We start from the raw sequence: 20401 nt of genomic DNA on the forward strand, positions 1-20401 counted from the left end.
GGCGGCCACCCCGCCCGCGCCCCCCACGACGGGGTGCACCGGCACCCGGCCCCGGCGGAGCTGGCCGGGGCCAACCCCGCCCTGCGCACCCTCGGCATCGACCTCGCCATGGCGGACGCCGTGGCGGGACGGGACCTGGTGCACTCCCACACCTGGTACGCCAACCTCGCCGGGCACCTCGCCAAACTGCTGCACGGCGTACCGCATGTGATGACGGCTCACTCCCTGGAACCGCTGCGGCCGTGGAAGGCCGAGCAGCTCGGCGGCGGCTACGCGGTCTCCTCCTGGGCGGAGCGCACCGCCATCGAGGCCGCCGACGCCGTCGTCGCGGTCTCCCACGGCATGCGGCAGGACATCCTGTCCTGCTACCCCGCGGTGGACCCGGCCAGGGTGCACGTCATCCACAACGGCATCGACACCGACCTGTACCGCCCGGACCCCGGGACCGCCGTGCTGGAACACCACGGGATCGACCCCGGCCGGCCCATGGTGGTCTTCGTCGGACGGATCACCCGGCAGAAGGGCGTACCGCATCTGCTGCGCGCCGCCCTGGACTTCGACCCCGGTATCCAGCTGGTGCTGTGCGCGGGCGCACCCGACACCGAGGAGATCGGCCAGGAGTTCCGGCATCTGGTGGGGACACTGCGGCGGCAGCGCGAGGGAGTGTTCTGGATCCCGGAGATGCTGCCACGCGGGGATGTCGTCCAACTGCTCACCCATGCCACGCTGTTCGCCTGCCCCTCGGTCTACGAACCGCTGGGCATCGTCAACCTGGAGGCGATGGCCTGCGGTACCCCGGTGGTCGCCTCCAACGTCGGGGGAATCCCCGAGGTGGTGGCGGAGGGCAGCACCGGGCTGCTCGTCCCCTACCGGGAGGACGACCCGGCGGCCTTCGAGGCGGGGCTGGCGACCGCGGTCAACACCCTGGTCGCCGACCCCGGGACGGCTGAGGAGATGGGCCGCGCGGGCAGGCGGCGTGCGGTGGCGGAGTTCGGCTGGGCGGCGGTGGCACGGCGCACGGTGGGCCTCTACGAGCAGCTCGCCGGGAGACGCTGAGGGACCGGCCCCCGCGGTGCGGGGGACGAGCAGTGGCGGGAAGGAGCGGGACGTGCGCGGTGGACCTTCGGTGCTGGGAATGGTGCTCGCCGGCGGGGAGGGCAAGCGGCTGATGCCGCTGACGGCCTCCCGGGCCAAACCCGCGGTGCCCTTCGGCGGCGGCTACCGGCTGATCGACTTCGTCCTCTCCAACCTGGTCAACGGCGGCATCACCCGGATCTGCGTCCTCACCCAGTACAAGTCGTCGTCGCTGGACCGCCATCTGGCCACCACCTGGCGGCTGGCCGGGCTGACCGGCGACTACGTCACCCCCGTACCGGCCCAGCAGCGGCTGGGGCCGCGCTGGTACCTGGGCAGCGCCGACGCTGTCTACCAGTCGCTCAACCTGGTCCGCGACGAGCAGCCCGACCACATCGTGGTCTTCGGCGCCGACCATGTGTACCGGATGGACCCCCAGCAGATGCTGCAGGCCCACATCGAGTCCGGCGCCGGCGTCACCGTGGCGGGGATCAGGGTGCCGCGCGAGCAGGCCGCCGGGTTCGGGGTGATCACCACCGCCTCCGACGGGCGGCGGGTCGCCGACTTCCTGGAGAAGCCCGCCGACCCGCCCGGCCTGCCCGGCGACCCCACCAGGGTCTTCGCCTCCATGGGCAACTACGTCTTCTCCACCAAGGTGCTGGTCGACGCCCTGCAGCGGGACGCAGACAACCCGTCGTCGCGGCACGACATGGGCGGCGACATCATGCCGATGCTGGCCGGCGCCGGGCAGGCGATGGTGTACGACTTCGACGACAACCGGGTCCCCGGGGAGACCGAACGCGACCACGGCTACTGGCGGGACGTCGGGACCCTGGACTCCTACTACGAGGCCCACCAGGACCTGATCTCGGTCCACCCCGTCTTCAACCTCTACAACCGCCAGTGGCCGATCTTCACCCACCCGGCGCAGCTGCCGCCCGCGAAGTTCGTGGCCGGTGGCATCGCGAGCGAGTCCATGGTGAGCGCCGGCTGCATCGTCACCGGGCAGGTCACCCAGTCGGTGCTGTCGCCCGGGGTGGTCGTCGAGGAGGGCGCGGTGGTGCAGGGCTCGGTACTGCTGGACGGGGTGCGGGTGGGCCGCGGCGCGGTGGTCCGCCGGGCCATCCTGGACAAGAACGTGGTCGTGCCGCCCGGCGCCACCATCGGGGTCAACCCCCAGCGGGACCGGGAGCTGTACACCGTCTCCGCCGAGGGTGTCGTCGCCCTGGCCAAGGGGCAGAGAGTGGACTGACGGCCGCCCCGACCGCCGCGGCGCCGTACCGGGAACCCGGGAGATGTCCGCATGCTGCTCCACCGACTGGCCACCGCCTCGCACGCCGTCGGCGCCGAACCGGCGCGCAACGCCAAGATCGCCCTGCTCGCCGACTGCCTCCGGGAGCTGGGGCCCGAGGAGTCGCCCTCGGCGGTCGCCCTGCTCTCCGGGGAGTCGCGGCGGCTGCGCGTCGGCGTCGGCCCCGCGGCGCTGCGGGACCTGCCGGCCCCGGCCGCGGTGCCCACGCTGGGGGTCCGGGAGACCGAGGAGGCGCTGGCCGGGATCGCCGCGGTGCACGGCCCCGGCGCCCAGGGCGGGCGGCGGCAGCTGCTGCACGGGCTCTTCGCCCGCGCCACGGAGGAGGAGCAGCGCTTCCTCAGCGGGGTGCTGGTGGGCGAACTCCGGCAGGGCGCGCTGGACGCGCTGATCGGCGACGCGGTGGCCCAGGCCGCCCAGGTCCCGGCGGCCGCGGTGCGCAGAGCGCTGATGTTCCGCGGGTCGGCGCGGGCCGTGGCGGCCGCGGCACTGGCCGGCGGTGCGCCGGCGCTCCGGGCCTTCGGACTGGAGGTGGGGCGGCCGGTGCGCCCGATGCTGGCCGCCTCGGCCCCCGACGTGGCGTCGGCCCTGGAGCGGGTCAGCCCCGCCGCGCTGGAGTGGAAGCTCGACGGCATCCGGGTGCAGGTGCACCGCGACGGCTCCGACATCGCGGTCTTCACCCGCAGCCTGGACGACATCACCGCGCGGGTCCCCGAACTGGTGGAGGCGGTGGCGGCGCTGCCGGTCCGCAGCGCGGTGCTGGACGGAGAGGCCCTCGCGCTGGGCCCGGACGGCCGGCCGCGCCCCTTCCAGGTCACCGCCGCCCGCACCGCCTCCCGCCAGGACCCGCTGCGGCTCCGTGAGGAGGTGCCGCTGCAGGCCTTCTTCTTCGACCTGCTGCACCGCGACGGCGAGGACCTGCTGGACCTGCCGGGGGAGCGGCGCTGGGAGGCCCTGGAGCAGACCCTGCCCCCGGCGCTGCGGGTGCCCCGTACGGTGACCGCCGACGGTGACCTGGCGCATGCCTTCTTCCGCAACGCGCTGGCACACGGCCACGAGGGCGTGGTGGTGAAGGACCCCGCCGCGCCCTATGCCGCAGGCCGGCGCGGCGCGGGCTGGATCAAGGTCAAGCCCCGGCACACCCTGGACCTGGTGGTTGTGGCCGCCGAGTGGGGGCACGGGCGGCGGCGCGGATGGCTGAGCAATCTGCACCTGGCGGCCCGCGGCGACGGCAGCGCGGAGCTGGGGGAGTGGGTGATGCTGGGCAAGACCTTCAAGGGGCTGACCGACGAGCTGCTGACCTGGCAGACGGCGGCGCTCCTGGAAAGGGAGGTGGGCCGCAGCAGCCATGTGGTCCAGGTCCGGCCGGAACTGGTGGTGGAGGTGGCGTTCGACGGGCTGCAGCGCAGTCCCCGCTATCCGGCGGGGCTGGCGCTGCGCTTCGCCAGGGTGCTGCGCTACCGCGACGACAAGACGGCGGCGGAGGCGGACACCGTCGCCACCGTGCGGGAGCTGGCGGCCGAGGGGTTGTGAGCGGGGTAGGAGCGGGAGCAGGAGGTGGTGGGAATGGGGCGGTGCGAGGAGCCGGACCCTGCGGGTAGCGGGCGGCGTGAGGGAGCGGAGGCGGTGGACGCGGGGCACCGCCGTCCGGCCCGGACGCCCGACCTGGCGGTGGTGGCGGCCGGGCGCTTCTCCGAGGCGCTGGAGCGGCTGGAGCGGGCCCGCGGCGCCCTGTACGAGTTCCACCAGCTGGTGGGGCGGGCCGATGCGCTGCTGGACGAGGTGGTGGAGGCACTCGACCGCCTCGGGCAGGACCGGCTGGCGGCAGAGGTGCGGGACGAGCTGATCGGCCGCAATGTGCTGCGCGGCCGCTGGACCTACCAGATCGTGGAGGAGTTCGACGACGGCTACTACACGGTGTTCCGCGCGCTGGAGGGCAGAGCCCGTGAGGAACTGGTCGCGGGGCGGCGGCATGTGTACGAGGCGGAGATGAAGGAGCGCCGGCGCAGTCCCGGGCTGCCGGGGCACGAGGCGCTGCCGCTCGACGGCGGGGAGGACCGCGGGAGTGGGGAGGACGCCGGCAGCGGGCAGGGCGGCACCCGGGAGGACGACACCGGGCAGGGCGGCGGCTGAGAGGTGAGGGAGCATGGGGTCATGGCAGAGACCTTTCTCACCCGCACCTTTGACCTGACCACCGGCTCGGCGGAGGCGGCGGTGGACATCACCGACCGCTGCGCCGCCTTCCTGGACGAGGCCGCGGCCGGGCGTGACGGCCTGTTGAGCGTCTTCGTCCCGCATGCCACCGCGGGGATCGCGGTCATCGAGACCGGCGCCGGCAGCGACGACGATCTGCTGACCCTGCTGCGCGACCTGCTGCCCGCCGACGACCGGTGGCGCCACCGCCACGGCAGCCCCGGGCACGGCCGCGACCATGTGCTGCCGGCCCTGGTACCGCCCCATGCGACGCTGCCCGTGGTGGACGGGCGGCTGGCCCTGGGCACCTGGCAGTCCGTGGTGCTGGTGGACACCAACCGGGACAACCCGCGCCGGACGGTACGGCTCTCCTTCCTCGGCTGAGTGGCCGAGCGGCCGGGTGGCCGGGTGGCCGGGTGGCTGAGACCGCCGGGCCCGCCGGGCCGGGCCGGGTGCGTGCCCGCCCGGCCCGCGGTCTCAGCCCGAGCAGGCGCCGCGCTGGGCCTGCTGCCAGGCGCAGACGGGGCAGAGCGGGGTCCCGGGGAGGTCGGCCGGATGCTCGGTCGGTTCGCCGCAGAGCACACAGTCGGCGACCGGCCCGTCCACCCGGCCGCCCGGCACCTCCGGCGCCGGCGCGCTCACGGCGGACTCGGTGTAGCAGTGCGGTGCCGGATCTGCCATGGGGGCCTCCTCGCTGTGGCTGCTGCGCAGTGGCTGCTGCCCGCCAAGCCTATGCCCGGCGGGTTTCGGGCGGTCCGTGCCGCAGGCCCGTACCGGGGCTCCGGGCCCGCCTGCTCAGGGGGAGTCCGGGCCGCTGAGGCGGAGGGTGGAGCCCCGGGGCGTCTTGTGGACCAGGAGCTGCGCCGGGATGCGCTGGCGCAGGTCCGCGACATGGCTGACGATGCCGACCGCGCGGTCGCGCTCCCGCAGTCCGTCCAGCACGTCCAGCACCTCCTCCAGGGCCTGCTCGTCCAGGGTGCCGAAGCCCTCGTCGATGAAGAGGGTGTCCAGCGGCATGCCGCCGGCCTCGTCGGTGACCACGTCGGCCAGGCCCAGCGCGAGGGCGAGGGAGGCGAAGAAGCTCTCGCCGCCGGAGAGGGTGGCGGTGTCCCGCTCGGTGCCGGTCCAGGCGTCCACCACATGCAGGGAGAGCCCGGCGCGCTTGTTGCCGGACGCCTTGCTGTCGCTGTGCACCAGGGTGTAGCGGCCGCCGGACATCCGTACCAGCCGGCTGCTGGCGGCCGCGGCGACCTGCTCCAGCCTGGCGGCCAGCACATAGGACTCCAGCCGCATCCGCAGCCGGTTCTCGCTGCTGGTACCGGCGGCCAGCTGGGAGAGGCGGCTGATCCGGGCCTGCTCGGCGAGGGCGGGGGCCAGCGCGGCCGCGTGGCGGGTCAATCGCACGCCGAGGCTGCGGAGTTCGGCGAGGCGCTGCCGGGCGGCGTCCTCGGCGGCCGCGGCGCTGCGCAGCCGGGCGGTGGCCGCCGCCAGCTGTGCGGCCGCGGCGGCGGGGTCGGCGGGCGGCTGGGCGGCGGCCCGGGCGAGGGCCGGGTCGTCCAGCAGTGTCCGTACGGCGGCCCGCTCGCTGTCCCAGGCGGCGAGGCGGGCCTCCAGCTCCTGCTGCCGGGAGGGGGACAGCAGCGCCTCCGAGGCGGCCTCGGGGGTGGCGAAGCCGGCGGCGGTGGCCGCCGCGGCCGCCTCGGCGCGGGCGTCCTCCAGCCGGGCGGCGGCGTCGGCGGCCTCCCGGGCGGCGGTGGCCGCGTCCGCGAGCCGGGCGATGCGGGCGGTGAGACGGGTCGCACGGTCGGCGACGGAGGGGGCGTCACCGCGGGCCTCGGCGACCTGCGCGGTGAGGGCGTCGTGCTCCAGGAGGAGGCTCTCCAGGCGGTCGCTGTGCACGGCCGCCCGTGCCCCGGCGGTGCGCTGCTGCTCCAGGTGGTCCTGACGCTGCCGGGCGAGCCGGGCGAGGCCCTGCTCCGCGGCCACCAGTCCGTCGGCCGCGCGCAGGGCGGCGGCGAGCTCGGCGGCGAGCCCGGCGACCTCGGCGGCGACGCCGTCCGTGGGGGCGTCCCCGGCGGCGGCCGCCTCGGTACGCAGTGCGGCCAGCCGGTCGGACGCATCCCGGTGGGCCAGCTCGGCCCGGCGGAACTCGGCCTCCGCGGCCTGCTCCACCTCGCGGGTGACCGGCTCGCCCGACGGCCGGGCGGGGGCGGGGTGTTCGGCCGCGCCGCAGACCGGGCAGGGTGCGCCGGGCTGCAGCTGCCGGGCGAGCTCGGCAGCCATGCCGTCCAGCCGCCGCTCCCGCAGGTCCAGCCAGCTCTGGCGGGCCTTGGCCGCCGTCTCCCGGTGGGCGTCCGCCTCCGCCTCCACCCGGCGGGCCCGGACCAGCAGCTGGTCACGGTGCCGGGCTGCGGCGAGCCGCTGCTCGGCGTCCTGGTGACGGCTGGTGAGCTGTTCGGCCAGAGCGGCTCCCTGGCGGGCCTCGGCGAGCCGTCGGTTGAGCTGCTCCTCCTGGGCGGGGAGGCCGTCCAGCTGGCGCTCCGCCTCGTCGCGCAGCTCCTCGGCGGCCTGCTGCTCGGCCTCCACCCGGCGCAGCTCGGCCGCCGTACCGGCCAGCCGCCGCTCGGCCTGACCGGCCGCCTCCAGCCGCACCAGATCGTCGCGCAGCCGCTGCTCGATGACGCTGAGCTGCGCGGCGGGGGCGTCCCGGTCGGTGCCGCAGGCCGCGCGGGCGTCCCGCTCCCGGCGTACGGCGGCCTCATGGGCGTCGGCCGCGCTCCGGCGCAGCCGCAGGGCGGACTCCACCACGGCTGCGGCCCTGGCCGCGGCCAGCCGGGCCCGGTCGGCCTCACGCTCGGGGGCCTGGGCGGCCAGCTCGGCGTCGCGCAGCAGGGCCCTGCGGTGGCTCTCCTGACGGTCCGCCAGCGCCTCGGCGGCCGAGCTGCGCTGCTGGTGGTCGTGGTGTGCCTCTTCGGCGATGCGCAGCGCGGACTCGGCGGCGGCCAGCTGCTCGGCCGCGTCGCCCCGCAGGACCGCGGCCCAGGCGGGGGCCTGCCGGGAGAGGTCGGCGGGGGAGCCCTCGGAGGGGATCCACTCGGCGGCGGGCTCCGCTCCCGGGCCGGCCTCCTGGTCCAGCCGGGCGACGAGATGGCGCAGCTCGTCCTGGGCGGAGCGCAGCCGCTCCTCGCCGGTGCGGCGGCGCGCCGCCAGCCACTCCTCGACCCGGCTGAAACGCCGGGTGTCGAAGAGCCTGCCCAGCAGATCGGCGCGCTCGGCCGCGTCGGCGCGCAGAAAACGCGCGAAGTCGCCCTGGGGGAGCAGGACCACCTGGCAGAACTGGTCACGGCTCATGCCCAGCAGCCGGCCGATCTCCTCCCCGGCCTCCTGGTGGGAGCGGCTCAGCGGCTGCCAGCCGTCGGCGGTGTACTCACGCAGCAGGGTCTGCGCCTTCTCTAGGGTGTAGCCCTCGCCGCGCCGCTTGGGGCGCAGCTGCTCGGGGAGGCGGGTGATCTCCAGACGGCGGCCGCCCAGGGTCACCTCCAGGACCACCCTGGTCAGCAGCTGGGGGTCGGCGTGGTCGCTGCGGAGCCGGCTGCGGGTACGGGTGCCGGGCACCTCGCCGTAGAGGGCGAAGCAGACGGCGTCCAGCACGCTGGTCTTGCCCGCGCCGGTCGCGCCGCGCAGCAGGAAGAGACCGGAGGCGGCGAGGGCGTCGAAGTCCACCCGCTCGGTGCCGGCGAAGGGCCCGAAGGCGGTGACGGTGAGGGTGTGCAGTCTCACTGGGCCGCCTCCTGGCGGACCGACTCGAAGGCCTCGCGCAGCCAGCCGCTCTCTGCGGGGTCGACCCCGGTGCCGGGGCGGACATGGCGGACGAAGCCCTCGGCGACCTCCAGATCGCTGCGGCCGCGCAGCCGTGCGCCATAGCTGGGGGCGCCGTCCCCCGGGAGTTCGTCCGGGTCGAAGAGCAGTTGCAGGGTGTGCGGGAAGCGGCGGCGCAGCCGCTCCATGGGCTCCGCCGGCCGGCCGGGGTCGGTGAGGGTGGCCTGGACCCAGGAGCCGCGGTGGGCCTCCAGGGCGGGGTCGCCGAGCAGCTCCTCCAGCCTGCCGCGCAGGCAGGCCAGCGGGCGGGGGGTGGGGCAGTCCACCCGGCGGGCCTCGACCGCGCCGTCCGCGTCCAGCTCCACCAGCCACATGGTCTTGCGCTGCCCGGCCTCGGAGAAGGAGTACGGGAGCGGGGAGCCGCTGTAGCGCAGCCGCGGGGTCAGGGTCTGGCAGCCGTGCAGATGGCCGAGGGCCGCGTAGTCGACGCCCTCGAAGACCTCGGCGGGGACGGAGGCCACACCGCCGACGGTGATGTCGCGCTCGCTGTCCGTGGTGGCGCCGCCGGTGACGAAGGCATGGGCCAGGACGACCGAGCGGGTGCCGCGGGGGCGGCCGGCCAGGTCGGCGCGCACCTGGTCCATGGCGGCGCCGAGCACGGCGGCGTGCCCGCCGCGCTCCAGGCCGAGGCTCTCCCGGACCAGGGCGGGTTCCAGGTACGGCAGGCCGTAGAGGGCCACCGGGCCGTGCTCGTCGTCCAGCACCACGGGGGTGGCGCAGCCCGCGGGGTCGGTGCGCAGATGGATGCCCGCGCGGTCGATCAGCCCCGCCGCCACACCGAGCCGCCGGGCGGAGTCGTGGTTGCCGCTGATGAACACCGCGGGCACCCGGAGCTCGGCCAGCCAGTGCAGCACCTCGTCGAACAGGGCCACCGCGTCCAGGGAGGGCAGCGCGCGGTCGTAGACGTCCCCGGCGACCAGCACGGCGTCCACCCGCTCGGCGCGGACGGTTGCGACCAGGTGGTCCAGGAAGGCGTGCTGGGCGGAGAGCAGGCTCTCCCGGTGGAAGGTCCGGCCCAGATGCCAGTCGGAGGTGTGCAGCAGGCGCATGGGCAAAGACCTTAACGGTGACCACCGACAGCGGCGGCCGGCGCAGGATGTTCCCCCGAAGAGGTGGATTACCGGGGATTTACAGGGTAATCGTTGACATGATCATTGTTTGCCAGGGCCGGGCGCTGCTATCAACGGAGTGTCCAACCGGATCCCTGGAGGCCCCGTGCGTCCGTCCCGTGCCGCGTCAGCCGTCCTGGCGGCGCTGGTCCTGCCCTGGGCCGCCCTGGTCACCGCCCCCTCCGCGGGGGCGGCCTCCGGGCAGGCCGCCGCGGTGCGCTACGCCGCCCTGGGCGACTCCTACTCCGCGGGCGTCGGCGCCGGGGGCTACCTCGCGTCGAGCGGGGACTGCCGCCGCAGCACCAGGTCCTACCCGTACCTCTGGAACGCCTCCCACACCCCGGCGTCCTTCGCCTTCGCCGCCTGCTCGGGGGCCACCACCGACGATGTGCTCGAACGGCAGCTCTCCGCGTTGGGCCCGGACACCACCCTGATCAGCATCACCATCGGAGGCAATGACGCCGGGTTCTCCGAGGTGATGTCCACCTGTGTGCTCGACACCCAGAGCGCCTGCCTCAGCGCCGTCGCCGGCGCCCGCAGCTTCATCTCCGGCGCCCTGCCGGCCAGGCTGGACGCCACCTATGCGGCCATCAGGGCCAAGGCCCCCCGCGCCCATGTGGTCGTGCTGGGCTATCCGCGGATGTACCGGATCGGCGGTCTCTGCCTGCTGGGGATCGGCGACACCAGGCGGAGCGCGGTCAACGCCGCCGCCGACGACCTGGCCGCGGTGACCGCCAAGCGCGCCGCCGACGCCGGGTTCACCTTCGTGGACGTCCGGGGGGTCTTCAGCGGGCATGAGATCTGCTCCGGGGCCTCCTGGCTGAACAGCGCCACCCTGCCGGTCTACGAGAGCTACCACCCCAACCGCACCGGCCAGGCGAGCGGCTATCTGCCGTCGCTCGCCTCGGCGGCCTGACCGGCGGCCGGGGCAGCGGAGAATCAGGCCCGTGCCGGACGAACTCTTCCACCATGTCGAGCTCTGGGTCGACGACCTCGCCACCGCCGAGGCGCAGTGGACGCCCGTACTGCTGGCCCTGGGCTGCACCCCCTACCAGAACTGGGCGACCGGGCGCAGTTGGCGGCTGGGCGGCGGCTACCTGGTGATCGAGCAGTCGCCGGCGCTGCGCCCCGGGGGCCATGACCGGATGCGTGCAGGACTCAACCACCTGGCGGTGCACGGTTCGGCGGAGGCGGTCGGCGCAGCCGTCGCGGCGGGCTGGACGACCCGTACCGAGTCCGGCCGCAGTGTGCATCTGGTCGATGCCCAGGGCTTCGAGCTGGAGGTGGTGGTCACCGGCTGAGCGCCGGTGCGAGCGAGGTCACCTCGACACCGGGGCTCCGCAGTCGGAATCATGGGCCTGGTGAAGAGTGCCGAGTTCCTCGACGCCCTGCTGGACCCCGGAAGCCGGCGCAGCTGGGACGAGCCGGTCACCGAGCTTCCGCGGGATCCCGAGTACCGGGCGGCGGTGCTGCGGGCCCGTGAGCGCACCGGCCTGGACGAGTCGGTGGTCACCGGGGAGGGCACCGTGCAGGGCACCCGGGTGGCCGTGGTGGCCTGCGAGTTCGACTTCCTGGCCGGGTCCATCGGGGTGGCCGCCGGCGAGCGGCTGGTACGGGCCGTGGAGCGGGCCACCCGGGAGCGGTTGCCGCTGGTCGCCTCGCCCGCGTCCGGCGGTACCAGGATGCAGGAGGGCACCGTCGCCTTTCTGCAGATGGTGAAGGTGGCGGCGGCCGTCACCGACCACAAGGCGCAGGCCCTGCCGTATCTGGTGTACCTGCGGCACCCCACCACCGGCGGGGTGCTCGCCTCCTGGGGCTCGCTGGGGCATGTCACCGCGGCGGAGCCCGGTGCGCTGATCGGCTTCCTGGGGCCGCGGGTGTACGAGGCGCTCAACGGCGAGCCCTTCCCGGTCGGGGTGCAGACCGCCGAGAACCTGCTGGCGCACGGGCTGGTGGACGCCGTACTGGAACCGGGCCGGCTGGCCGAGGTGACGGCCAGGGCGCTGCGGGTGCTGGGCGCCGGGGGTCGTGCGCCCGAGCCGGCCGCGGCAGCGGCGGCCCCGCTGGCGGGGCGCGGGGAGGGACCGCCCGCCGCCGAGTCGATCCGTCGGTCGCGGCGGGCCGAACGCCCGGGTCTGCGGGCGCTGCTGGAGGCCGCCCAGGACGTCACCGTGCTCAGCGGCACCGCGGCCGGGGAGCGGGACAGCGGACTGGTGCTGGCGCTGGCCCGGTTCGGCTCCGCGCCCTGCGTGGTGGTGGGGCACGACCGTGAGGCGCACAGCGAGAGCGGGCCGTTCGGCCCGGCGGGGCTGCGGGCGGCCCGCCGCGGACTGCGGATCGCCGCCGAGCTGCGGCTGCCGCTGGTGACCGTGGTGGACACCCCCGGCGCGGCGCTCTCGCCCGCCGCCGAGCAGGGCGGCCTGGCCGGGGAGATCGCCCGTTGCCTTGCCGAACTGACCACCCTGCCCAGCCCCACGGTCTGTCTGCTGCTCGGCGAGGGGGCCGGTGGCGGCGCCCTGGCGCTGCTGCCCGCCGACCGGGTGGTCGCCGCACGGCACGCCTGGCTCTCCCCGCTGCCGCCGGAGGGCGCCTCGGCGATCCTGTACCGCACCACCGAGCGCGCCGCGGAACTGGCGGACCGTCAGGGGGTCCGGTCCCAGGACCTGCTGGCCGCGGGCATCGCCGACCGGCTGGTGGAGGAGGAGCCGGACGCGGCAGACCGGCCGGCGGACTTCCTGGCCGCCGTCGCCGGGGCGCTGGAGGAGGAGCTGACCGGGCTCGCCGCCCGGGATCCGCTGCTGCGGATGTCCGAACGCCGAGCCCGCTACCGGCGCCTGGGCCTTCACGAGGGGGCGTAGAGCTCCTCGATGTCCTTTGCGTAGGCCTTGGAGATGGCGCGGCGGCGGAGTTTCAGGGAGGGCGTCAGCAGGCCGCTCTCCTCGGTGAACTGCTCCGGGAGGATGCGGAACGCCCGGATGGACTCCGCGCGGGACACCACGGTGTTGGCGGTCACCACCAGCCGCTGGATCTCGTCCTGCAGATCGTCGTCGGCCAGCAGCTGCTGCGGTTCGGCGGGGGGCTTGCGGTGGACCCGGTTCCAGTGCGCCAGGGCTTCGGGGTCCAGGGTGATCAGGGCGCCCACGAAGGGCCGGTTGTCGCCCACCACCAGGCACTGGGAGACCAGCGGGTGGGCTCGTACCCGCTCCTCCAGGACGGCGGGCGCGATGCTCTTGCCGCCGCTGGTGACGATGATCTCCTTCTTGCGGCCGGTGATGGTGAGATAGCCCTCGTCGTCCAGGGATCCCAGGTCGCCGGTGGCCAGCCAGCCGCGCTGCAGCACCTGGCCGGTGGCATCCGGGGCGTTGAGGTAGCCGGCGAAGACCGTGCCGCCGCGGATCCAGACCTCGCCGTCCTCGGCGATGCCCACGGTGGTGCCAGGCACCGGCCGTCCCACGGTCCCGTACTTGATACGGCCCGGCGGGTTGACGGTCACCGCGGCGGTGGTCTCGGTGAGGCCGTACCCCTCGATCACGGTGACTCCGGCGCCCGCGAAGAAGAGGCCGATCTCCCGGCTGAGCGGGGAGCCGCCGCACATGGCGTTGCGCATCCGGCCGCCGAGGACGGCCCTCACCCGGGTGTAGACGGTGCGGTCGTAGAACTGGTGCTGCAGCCGCAGCCCGGCGCCGGGCCCGGAGCCCTCGCCGAGCGTTCTGCGCTCGGCGGCCTCGGCGTAGCGCACCGCCACATCGGCGGCCTTGTCGAAGAGTTCGGCGCGGCCGTGCTCCTCCGCCGCCCGGCGGGCCTTGTGGAAGATCCGCTCGAAGATGTAGGGGACGGCCAGCAGGAAGGTCGGGCGGAAGGACGCGAGCGCCGGCAGCAGGACGTTGGCGGAGGTCTCGCTCTGGTGGCCGAGGGTGACCCCGCCGCGCAGCGCGGCGACCTGGACCATCCGGGCGTAGACATGGGCGAGGGGCAGGAAGAGCAGGGTGGCGGGCTGCTCCCCGGCTCGTCTGGCGAAGACCTCCCGCCAGCCGGTGAGCAGGTTGTCGCACTCGGCCGCGAAGTTGGCGTGGGTCAGCACGCAGCCCTTGGGCCGCCCGGTGGTGCCCGAGGTGTAGATGACGGTGGCCGCGGTGCCGGGGGTGACGGCTGCGCGGTGGCGGTGCACCAGTTCGTCGGAGACGGCGGTGCCGTCGGCCATCAGCTCCCGTACGCAGTCGCTGTCGAGCTGCCAGATGGAGCGCAGTGAGGGGACGGCGTCGCAGACGGCGCCGACGGTCATGGCGTGGTCCTCGTGCTCCACCATGCAGGCGACCGCTCCGGTGTCGGCGAGGATCCAGCGGACCTGGTCGGCGGAGGAGGTGGAGTAGATCGGCACCGGTACCGCGCCGATCGACCAGAGCGCGTAGTCGAAGAGCGTCCACTCGTAGCGCGTACGGGCCATCAGCGCCACCCGGTCGCCCAGCCGGATCCCGTTGGCCAGCAGCCCCTTGGCCAGGGCCAGGACCTCGTCACGGAAGGTCGCAGCGCTGACCTCGGACCACTCGTCACCGGCCGACGGGTCGCGGCGCATCAGCTGCACCAGGTGGGGGTCCTCTTCGGCCACCAGGTAGACCGAGTCCGCGAGCCCGCCCGTGCGGGGGGTCTCGACCAGGGGCGGGGTGCTGTACTCACGCATGGTTTCTGTCTCCTCCCGAGGCGGCGACGGCCCGTCGGAACCTTGCCGGGCGGGTGGTTACCGCAAGTTACCCCAGCGGATGCCCGATTCCTAGGGCAAAGCCGCCACCTGGCCATCCGGGACAGAAGCAACCAAAAGCGACTGACAGTTGTGAGACCTTGTCGCATTCGGGATGATTTGCTCTCATCCGTTGTCGCGTACCTCCCAAAGACGGTCCCGACCTCTGCACGGGGGGACCGAGGAACTTTTACGCGATGTGCACTCCGAACCGCCCCGGGTGTCTTTCCGGGCAAAGGCGGGTGGTCCGGGCAGACAGCCCGGCAAGTGTGGGTTAAGAGTCTTCGAACACACGGTGTAGGAGTAGTAGGCTCACGCCGTTTTACCAGCCCTGATGTCGCGGCTGGTTGACCGAAACCGAACGCTCGGCCGTGCCCGACCGTGCCCCCTCACACCCGGGACCTCGAGGACTCCATGCGCTACCGCAGTAGATCGATCCGCGCGAAAATCGTCGCGCTGCTCGTCGTCCCCGTCACTGCCCTGGCCGGACTCTGGGCCTTTGCGACGTACGCGACCACCAGCGATCTCTGGGATGTGGCACGGGCGGACGACGCCTACAAGCACTTCGGCCGCCCGGTGGAGGCTCTCGCCCTCGCCCTCCAGCAGGAGCGCCGCGACACCGTGGCGCACATCGTCGCCCCCCGGTCCGGCACCGCGGCGATGCACCGAGACCAGCAGGCGACCGACCGGCTGGTGGAGCAGATCGCGAACGAGGCCGACAGCGACCACGCCGCCGAGCTGGACCCCGCCCAGCGCGACCGGCTCAATGACGTCCTGTCGACCGCCGACGGACTCGGCATGGTCCGCAGGGAGACCCTCAGCGCCTCGGTGGCCTGGGAGGACGCCATCCAGTGGTACACGGATGCGATCGCCCCCACCTTTCTCTTCCGCACCTCCTTCACCGCCCGGCAGGCCGGCCAGATCGGACGGCAGAACGCCGTACTGGTGGAGCTGACCCGGGCCCGTGAGTACCTCTCCGAGGAGGACGCGGCCCTGGTCGCGCTGCGCCGGACCCCGCACCCCACCCAGGCGCAGATCGACGTGGTCTCCACCGCCATCCGGGCGCACGGACTGATCTTCGACATGTACGGCCCGGAGCTGGTGGCCGAGGACGGTCAGCTCTACGACGACCTCACCGCCACCAGCGACTGGACCCAGCTGCAGATCTTCGAGAACCTCTACCTCGCCTACAACGGTCCCGGCGACCACTCGCTCGGCACCGTCACCCCGCCGGCCCTCAACGACCTGGCCACCCTGGACAGCCAGTTGTCGGCCAACATCGACCGCCGCGCCGGCGCGGCCTCCTGGCGACTGCTGCGGCAGGGCATCATCGCCGGCGCCGCCGGCCTGATCGCCGTGCTGGTCTCGGTACTGGTCTCGATGCGCATCGGCCGCTCGCTGGTCCGCGAACTGCTGGCGCTGCGCAATGCGGCGCAGGAGACCGCCGAGGTCCGGCTGCCCAAGGTGATGCGGCTGCTGCGGCGCGGCGAGTCCGTCGACGCGGCCGAGGAGGCGCCCGCGCTCCAACTCGGCACCCTGAGCGAGATCAAGCAGGTCGGCCGGGCCTTCGACGCGGTCCAGCGGGCGGCGATGGAGGCGGCCGTCGAACAGGCGGAACTGCGCCGGGGGGTCTCCGCGGTCTTCGTCAACCTGGCCCGCCGCAGCCAGGTGCTGCTGCACCGCCAGCTCACCCTGCTGGACACCATGGAGCGCCGTACCGAGGACCCCGCCGAACTGGCAGACCTCTTCCGGCTGGACCACCTGACGACCCGTATGCGACGCCACGCCGAGGGCCTGATCATCCTCTCCGGCGGGTCCCCGGGCCGCAACTGGCGCCGCCCGGTGCGGATGGTCGACGTGGTCCGCGCGGCCGTCGGCGAGGTGGAGGACTACGCGAGGGTCACGGTGCGGCCGCTGCCCGGCACCGCCCTGGTCGGCCCGGCGGTCGCCGACATCACCCACCTGATCGCCGAACTGGTGGAGAACGCCACCCTCTACTCCCCGCCGCACACCCAGGTCACCGTGCACGGCGAGGTGGTGGCCAACGGCTTCGCCCTGGAGGTGGACGACCGGGGGCTCGGCATGGGTGTCGAGGCGCTCACCGACGCCAACCGGCGGCTCTCGGAGGAGCAGGAGTTCGACCTCACCGACACCGACCGGCTGGGGCTCTTCGTGGTCAGCCGGCTCGCCCGCAGGCACGGTGTCAAGGTGTCGCTGCGGCCGTCCCCGTACGGCGGGACCACCGCGGTGCTGCTGATCCCCCGGGAGCTGCTGGCGGACGGGACCGGGCCGCAGCCCGCCGACGCCGCCGGGCGGCAGAGCGCGGGCGCGGCAGGCGAGGGCCGGGAAGGCGGCGGGGCGGACCGCGTGTCGGTGCCGGTACCCAGGTCCGCCTCCGCCGGGGACGTCTCCGCCCAGGACGCCCCCGCCCGCACTGTCCCCGCCCAGGACGTCCCCGCGGGGGACGCTCCCGCCAGGGCGGGCACCGAGCAGCGCACCCGGTCCGGACCCCATCCGGCCGTGGCGGAGCCGGCGGCGGCGTCCGGCGGACTGCCCCGCCGCAGGACCAACCCGCTGCCGGCCCCCGTGCCCGCGGAACCGGCGGCGGACCCCGCCGGGGGGCTGCCGCAGCGGGTCCGGCAGGCCAGCCTCGCCCCCCAGCTGCGGACGGCCGTGGCCGATGCGGCGGAGTCCGCCGCGCCGGCCGTGCGCGAACGCTCACCGGAGGCGGCCAGGGCCACCTTCGCCTCCTTCCAGCGCGGGCTGGACCGCGGCCGCGGCACTGCCGCGACCGCACAGATCCGAAGAACGACACCGTCCGGTGACAGTGCACCGGACGTCACAGTGGAAGGGAACGCTCGATGACCGCAGCGACACCGTCCGGCGACCTCAACTGGCTGCTGGACGACATGGTGGGCCGGGTCCCCGAGATCCGGCACGCGGTCGTCCTCAGCAGCGACGGACTGGCCACCGGGGCCTCCAAGGCGCTGGGTCGGGAGGACGCGGAGCACCTGGCCGCCGTGGCCTCGGGTTTCCACAGCCTGGCCAAGGGCGCCGGCCGGCACTTCCAAGCCGGAGCGGTCCGCCAGACGATGGTGGAGCTGGACCAGGCGTTCCTCTTCGTCACCGCCGCCGGGGACGGCAGCTGCCTGGCCGTGCTCAGCGAGGCGGAGGCGGACGTCGGCCTGATCGCCTACGAGATGGCCCTCCTGGTCAAGCGGGTCGGGGAACACCTGGCGACCGGACCCCGGTCGGACGCCGAGACCCCGCAGGAATGAGACGCTGATGGCCGCCCCCTTCGAGCAGCCGCAGCCCGATCCGGCGCCGTCCCACGACGTCCCGCAGCCGGGCCCCTGGGATCTGCAGTGGTACGACGACGAGGCCGGTCCGGTGGTGCGCCCCTACGCGATGACCCGGGGGCGCACCCGGCCTGCGGGGGACGGCTACTTCGACCTGGTCTCGGTGATCACGGTGGTGGACCCGGGTCCGGCGGCCGGGTCCGAGACGGTACTGGACCCGGAGCACCAGGTCATCGTGGAGATGTGCGGCCGGGAACCGCTCACCGTCGCCGAGATCGGTGCCGCCACCGAGCTGCCGCTGGGTGTGGTGCGGGTCCTGCTCGGCGACCTCGACGACGCCGGGCTGATCCGGGTCACCCGCCCTGTCCCGCCGGCCCAGCTCCCCGACGAGCGCCTCCTGAAGGAAGTGATCAATGGCCTCCGCGCTCTCTGACGGCGGGTCCGGAATCCCGGACGCCCCGCCGGTCGCCCTGAAGATCCTCATCGCCGGGGGGTTCGGCGTCGGCAAGACCACCCTGGTCGGCGCGGTCAGCCAGATCAGACCGCTGCGCACCGAGGAGCGGCTGAGCGAGGCCGGGCGCCCGGTCGACGACACCACCGGGGTGGAGGCGAAGAGCACCACCACGGTCGCCATGGACTTCGGGCGGATCGACATCCGCGAGGGCCTGGCGGTGTACCTCTTCGGCACCCCCGGCCAGGACCGCTTCTGGTTCGTCTGGGACGAGCTGGCCGTCGGTGCGCTGGGGGCGGTGGTGCTCGCCGACACCCGGCGGCTGGAGGACTGCTTCCCCTCGGTGGACTTCTTCGAGCGCCGGGGCATCCCCTTCGTGGTGGGCGTCAACTGCTTCGACGGAAGCCCCCGGCACCCCGTCGAGGCGGTGCGGGCGGCGCTGGACCTGGATCCCCAGGTGCCGGTGGTGCTCTGCGACGCCCGTGAGCGGGAGGACGGCAAGGAACTGCTGGTCACCCTGGTCGAGCACGCCCGCGTGAGTCTGGCCTCCGGCCGGGCCGCGTCGGCGCCGGCCGAGGTCTGAGCAGCGGCGCCTGCAGCGGCGCAGCGGCGGCGGGACGGGGTGGCGGCCGGTTCGGCGCCACTTGCCCGCTACCCCTACGCTTGTGCATCGGCCCGGTTCGCACCCCGCTCCTCGGTCGCTCGCCGACACCCGCCAGGGGAGCCCTCGCACGCGGACCTGTCCCAGTCATGTCATCAGCACAGGGATGGAATGGTTCAGTGAGTGCGATCAGTGTCGGCCAGGCTGTGGTTCTGGGAGTGGTCGAGGGGGTGACCGAGTTCCTGCCGGTGTCCTCCACGGGACACCTGAAGATCACCGAGGGTCTGATGAACATCCCGGTGGACGACAGCTCGGTGGTGGCCTTCAGCGCGGTGATCCAGGTGGGGGCGATCGGCGCCGTCCTGGTCTACTTCTTCCGCGACATCGTGCGCTTCGCCGGGGCGTGGGGGCGGGGCATCGCCAACCGCGAGCTGCGCCAGGAGCACGACTACAAGTTCGCCTGGTGGGTGATCTGGGCCACCGTTCCGATCGTGCTGGTCGGCCTGGCGGCCAAGTCGCTGATCGACGGACCCCTGGGATCCCTGTGGGTCGTCGCGGGGTCGCTGATCGGCGGCAGCGCCGTGATGTGGGTGGCCGAGCAGATGGCCCGCTTCAAGCGCAGTGAGCAGGACGTCACCTTCCGGGACGCGATGGTGGTGGGCTGCTCGCAGATCCTGGCGCTGCTCTTCCCCGGTTTCTCCCGCTCCGGAGCCACCATCTCCACCGCGCTGATCCGCGACCTGGACCGGGTCGCGGCCACCCGGCTCTCCTTCTTCCTCGGCCTGCCGGCGCTGACCGGCGCGGGGCTGTACGAGCTCAAGGACGCGCTGGGCAAGGGGGTCGGCGCCGCGCCGCTGGCGGTGGGCACGGTGGTCTCCTTCGTGGTGGCCTACGCTTCCATCGCCTGGCTGCTGAAGTTCGTCGCCAAGCACTCCTTCAACGCCTTCGTGATCTATCGCATCGTGGTGGGGCTGCTGCTCTTCGGGCTGCTCACCACCAATGTGCTGACCGCCTGAGCGACGGACGGCAGGCGGGGCCCGGCGGACCGAGACGGTCCGCCGGGCCCCGCTGTCTTTCCACCCGGAGCACGACTGGCGGCGACGGAAACGGCCGGCCGCAGCGTGCTGATTGAAGCGCTTCGACGTTCGCATCGGCGTGCTGTGCTGTCAAGGGGTCGCGCGTCCGGGCGCCCGGTTGTCCCGCTTCGGCCACACTGATCCTCAGCCGGGGCAGGCCGGTGGTCGACTGCGGGGCTCGCGGTGACTCGCCCCTTGTCGATGCAAGGGTTGCTCATTGGGCTCAGGCCACATCGAAGCGCTTCGACGAAGGACGTGCGGGCCCACCCCCACCGTCACCTCGCCGCCGGGCCGGAGCGGTCGCACGGGCGCCGCAGCCGATGACCTGACCCCGTACGAAGGGCCGCACCGCGACACCATGAGCAGCGACCTCTCCCGCCGGCCGCGGAGGCCCGCAGCCGCGCGGCGGGCGCGGTCGCCTGCGGATTTCCACCCCCGCCCGGCGTCGCCGACGGCCGCTCGGGAGTGACCCACCGTCGGCTTCGCAAAACGATGTGTTAGGGCGGCAACCATTTGAGGCCGCAGCGGCCACCTAAGGAGGAGCCACCCCACCCCCGCTCACGAGAGGACCAGCCGCCATGTCCCCCCACGAAGCAGCCCGGACGACGTCGTCCTGCGCAGCCTCCAGGACCCCGGCGGACCCCAGCCATCACGCCGCCCCCGGCGTGCCCAGGC

17 protein-coding genes are annotated in these 20401 nt (G+C 74.1%); 13 read left to right on the forward strand and 4 right to left on the reverse strand.

Translation table 11 applies throughout. The annotated features are described in order from the left end of the window. The 5 genes from glgA to AOK09_RS01060 all read left to right on the forward strand — a co-directional run. A partial coding sequence (gene glgA, locus AOK09_RS01040; RefSeq protein WP_055585163.1) for a glycogen synthase occupies positions 1-1056 on the forward strand: 1056 nt, incomplete at its 5' end. A gap of 52 nt (positions 1057-1108) precedes the next feature. Then, a complete protein-coding gene (glgC, locus tag AOK09_RS01045) occupies positions 1109-2326 on the forward strand; it encodes a glucose-1-phosphate adenylyltransferase (RefSeq protein ID WP_169796977.1) in 1218 nt (405 codons plus the stop codon). 51 nt (positions 2327-2377) lie between these two features. Beyond that, entirely contained in the window at positions 2378-3916 is a 1539-nt protein-coding gene (locus AOK09_RS01050) for an ATP-dependent DNA ligase (protein WP_055585165.1), read from the forward strand. Between the two features lie 93 nt (positions 3917-4009). After that, positions 4010-4516 (forward strand): hypothetical protein, encoded by a 507-nt coding sequence (locus AOK09_RS01055; RefSeq protein WP_063795795.1) that lies wholly within the window; start codon positions 4010-4012, stop codon positions 4514-4516. Positions 4517-4537: 21 nt separating this feature from the next. Further along, entirely contained in the window at positions 4538-4960 is a 423-nt protein-coding gene (locus tag AOK09_RS01060; protein ID WP_055585166.1) for a secondary thiamine-phosphate synthase enzyme YjbQ, read from the forward strand. Positions 4961-5053: 93 nt separating this feature from the next. On the opposite strand, the gene AOK09_RS01065 is transcribed toward AOK09_RS01060, so the two are convergent. The 3 genes from AOK09_RS01065 to AOK09_RS01075 all read right to left on the reverse strand — a co-directional run bounded on the left by AOK09_RS01065 (position 5054) and on the right by AOK09_RS01075 (position 9504). Further along, positions 5054-5257, reverse strand: coding sequence for a hypothetical protein (locus tag AOK09_RS01065; RefSeq protein WP_055585167.1), 204 nt, complete (start codon positions 5255-5257; stop codon positions 5054-5056). A gap of 114 nt (positions 5258-5371) precedes the next feature. Further along, positions 5372-8356, reverse strand: a complete 2985-nt coding sequence (locus AOK09_RS01070) for an AAA family ATPase (protein WP_055585168.1) — start codon at positions 8354-8356, stop codon at positions 5372-5374. Further along, positions 8353-9504 carry an exonuclease SbcCD subunit D gene (locus tag AOK09_RS01075; RefSeq protein WP_055585169.1) on the reverse strand — a complete coding sequence of 384 codons (1152 nt, stop codon included), beginning with the start codon at positions 9502-9504 and terminating at the stop codon, positions 8353-8355. The genes AOK09_RS01070 and AOK09_RS01075 overlap by 4 nt, the downstream gene beginning before the upstream one ends. A gap of 166 nt (positions 9505-9670) precedes the next feature. Here AOK09_RS01075 and AOK09_RS01080 point away from each other — a divergent pair, with 166 nt between their 5' ends. From AOK09_RS01080 to AOK09_RS01090, 3 genes are read left to right on the forward strand one after another with little or no spacing between them, the layout of a single operon-like run. Next, the gene (locus tag AOK09_RS01080; protein WP_055585170.1) at positions 9671-10480 is read left to right on the forward strand and encodes an SGNH/GDSL hydrolase family protein; all 810 of its coding nucleotides are present in this window, start codon (positions 9671-9673) and stop codon (positions 10478-10480) included. 31 nt (positions 10481-10511) lie between these two features. Further along, positions 10512-10865, forward strand: coding sequence for a VOC family protein (locus AOK09_RS01085; RefSeq protein WP_055585171.1), 354 nt, complete (start codon positions 10512-10514; stop codon positions 10863-10865). A 60-nt stretch (positions 10866-10925) separates the two neighbouring features. Further along, positions 10926-12422 (forward strand): carboxyl transferase domain-containing protein, encoded by a 1497-nt coding sequence (locus tag AOK09_RS01090; RefSeq protein WP_456153962.1) that lies wholly within the window; start codon positions 10926-10928, stop codon positions 12420-12422. Here the strand turns inward: AOK09_RS01090 and AOK09_RS01095 are convergent. Beyond that, on the reverse strand, positions 12407-14242 hold the full coding sequence (locus tag AOK09_RS01095) for an AMP-dependent synthetase/ligase (RefSeq protein WP_055585173.1): 1836 nt from the start codon (positions 14240-14242) through the stop codon (positions 12407-12409). The two genes, AOK09_RS01090 and AOK09_RS01095, sit on opposite strands and share 16 nt — an antisense overlap. 438 nt (positions 14243-14680) lie before the next feature. Here AOK09_RS01095 and AOK09_RS01100 point away from each other — a divergent pair, with 438 nt between their 5' ends. The 5 genes from AOK09_RS01100 to AOK09_RS01120 all read left to right on the forward strand — a co-directional run bounded on the left by AOK09_RS01100 (position 14681) and on the right by AOK09_RS01120 (position 19666). Next, positions 14681-17164, forward strand: coding sequence for a sensor histidine kinase (locus AOK09_RS01100; protein ID WP_157875758.1), 2484 nt, complete (start codon positions 14681-14683; stop codon positions 17162-17164). After that, positions 17161-17577: a roadblock/LC7 domain-containing protein gene (locus AOK09_RS01105; RefSeq protein WP_055585175.1), complete on the forward strand. Its 417-nt coding sequence runs from the start codon at positions 17161-17163 to the stop codon at positions 17575-17577. The genes AOK09_RS01100 and AOK09_RS01105 overlap by 4 nt, the downstream gene beginning before the upstream one ends. Positions 17578-17584: 7 nt before the next feature. Further along, a complete protein-coding gene (locus AOK09_RS01110; protein WP_079062622.1) occupies positions 17585-18031 on the forward strand; it encodes a DUF742 domain-containing protein in 447 nt (148 codons plus the stop codon). Then, a complete protein-coding gene (locus tag AOK09_RS01115) occupies positions 18012-18632 on the forward strand; it encodes a GTP-binding protein (RefSeq protein ID WP_055585176.1) in 621 nt (206 codons plus the stop codon). The genes AOK09_RS01110 and AOK09_RS01115 overlap by 20 nt, the downstream gene beginning before the upstream one ends. A 197-nt stretch (positions 18633-18829) precedes the next feature. Continuing rightward, on the forward strand, positions 18830-19666 hold the full coding sequence (locus tag AOK09_RS01120) for an undecaprenyl-diphosphate phosphatase (RefSeq protein ID WP_055585177.1): 837 nt from the start codon (positions 18830-18832) through the stop codon (positions 19664-19666). Positions 19667-20401 lie beyond the last annotated feature (735 nt).

The organism is Peterkaempfera griseoplana, assembly GCF_001418575.1.
GTDB lineage: Bacteria > Actinomycetota > Actinomycetes > Streptomycetales > Streptomycetaceae > Peterkaempfera > Peterkaempfera griseoplana.

Bases quoted from the DNA above. Each gene is read 5' to 3' on its own strand.
- AOK09_RS01110 (WP_079062622.1), top strand. From the start codon at position 17,585: ATGGCCGCCCCCTTCGAGCAGCCGCAGCCCGATCCGGCGCCGTCCCAC.
- AOK09_RS01075 (WP_055585169.1), bottom strand. From the start codon at position 9,504: ATGCGCCTGCTGCACACCTCCGACTGGCATCTGGGCCGGACCTTCCAC.
- AOK09_RS01095 (WP_055585173.1), bottom strand. From the start codon at position 14,242: ATGCGTGAGTACAGCACCCCGCCCCTGGTCGAGACCCCCCGCACGGGC.
- AOK09_RS01050 (WP_055585165.1), top strand. From the start codon at position 2,378: ATGCTGCTCCACCGACTGGCCACCGCCTCGCACGCCGTCGGCGCCGAA.
- AOK09_RS01115 (WP_055585176.1), top strand. From the start codon at position 18,012: ATGGCCTCCGCGCTCTCTGACGGCGGGTCCGGAATCCCGGACGCCCCG.
- AOK09_RS01065 (WP_055585167.1), bottom strand. From the start codon at position 5,257: ATGGCAGATCCGGCACCGCACTGCTACACCGAGTCCGCCGTGAGCGCG.
- AOK09_RS01105 (WP_055585175.1), top strand. From the start codon at position 17,161: ATGACCGCAGCGACACCGTCCGGCGACCTCAACTGGCTGCTGGACGAC.
- AOK09_RS01060 (WP_055585166.1), top strand. From the start codon at position 4,538: ATGGCAGAGACCTTTCTCACCCGCACCTTTGACCTGACCACCGGCTCG.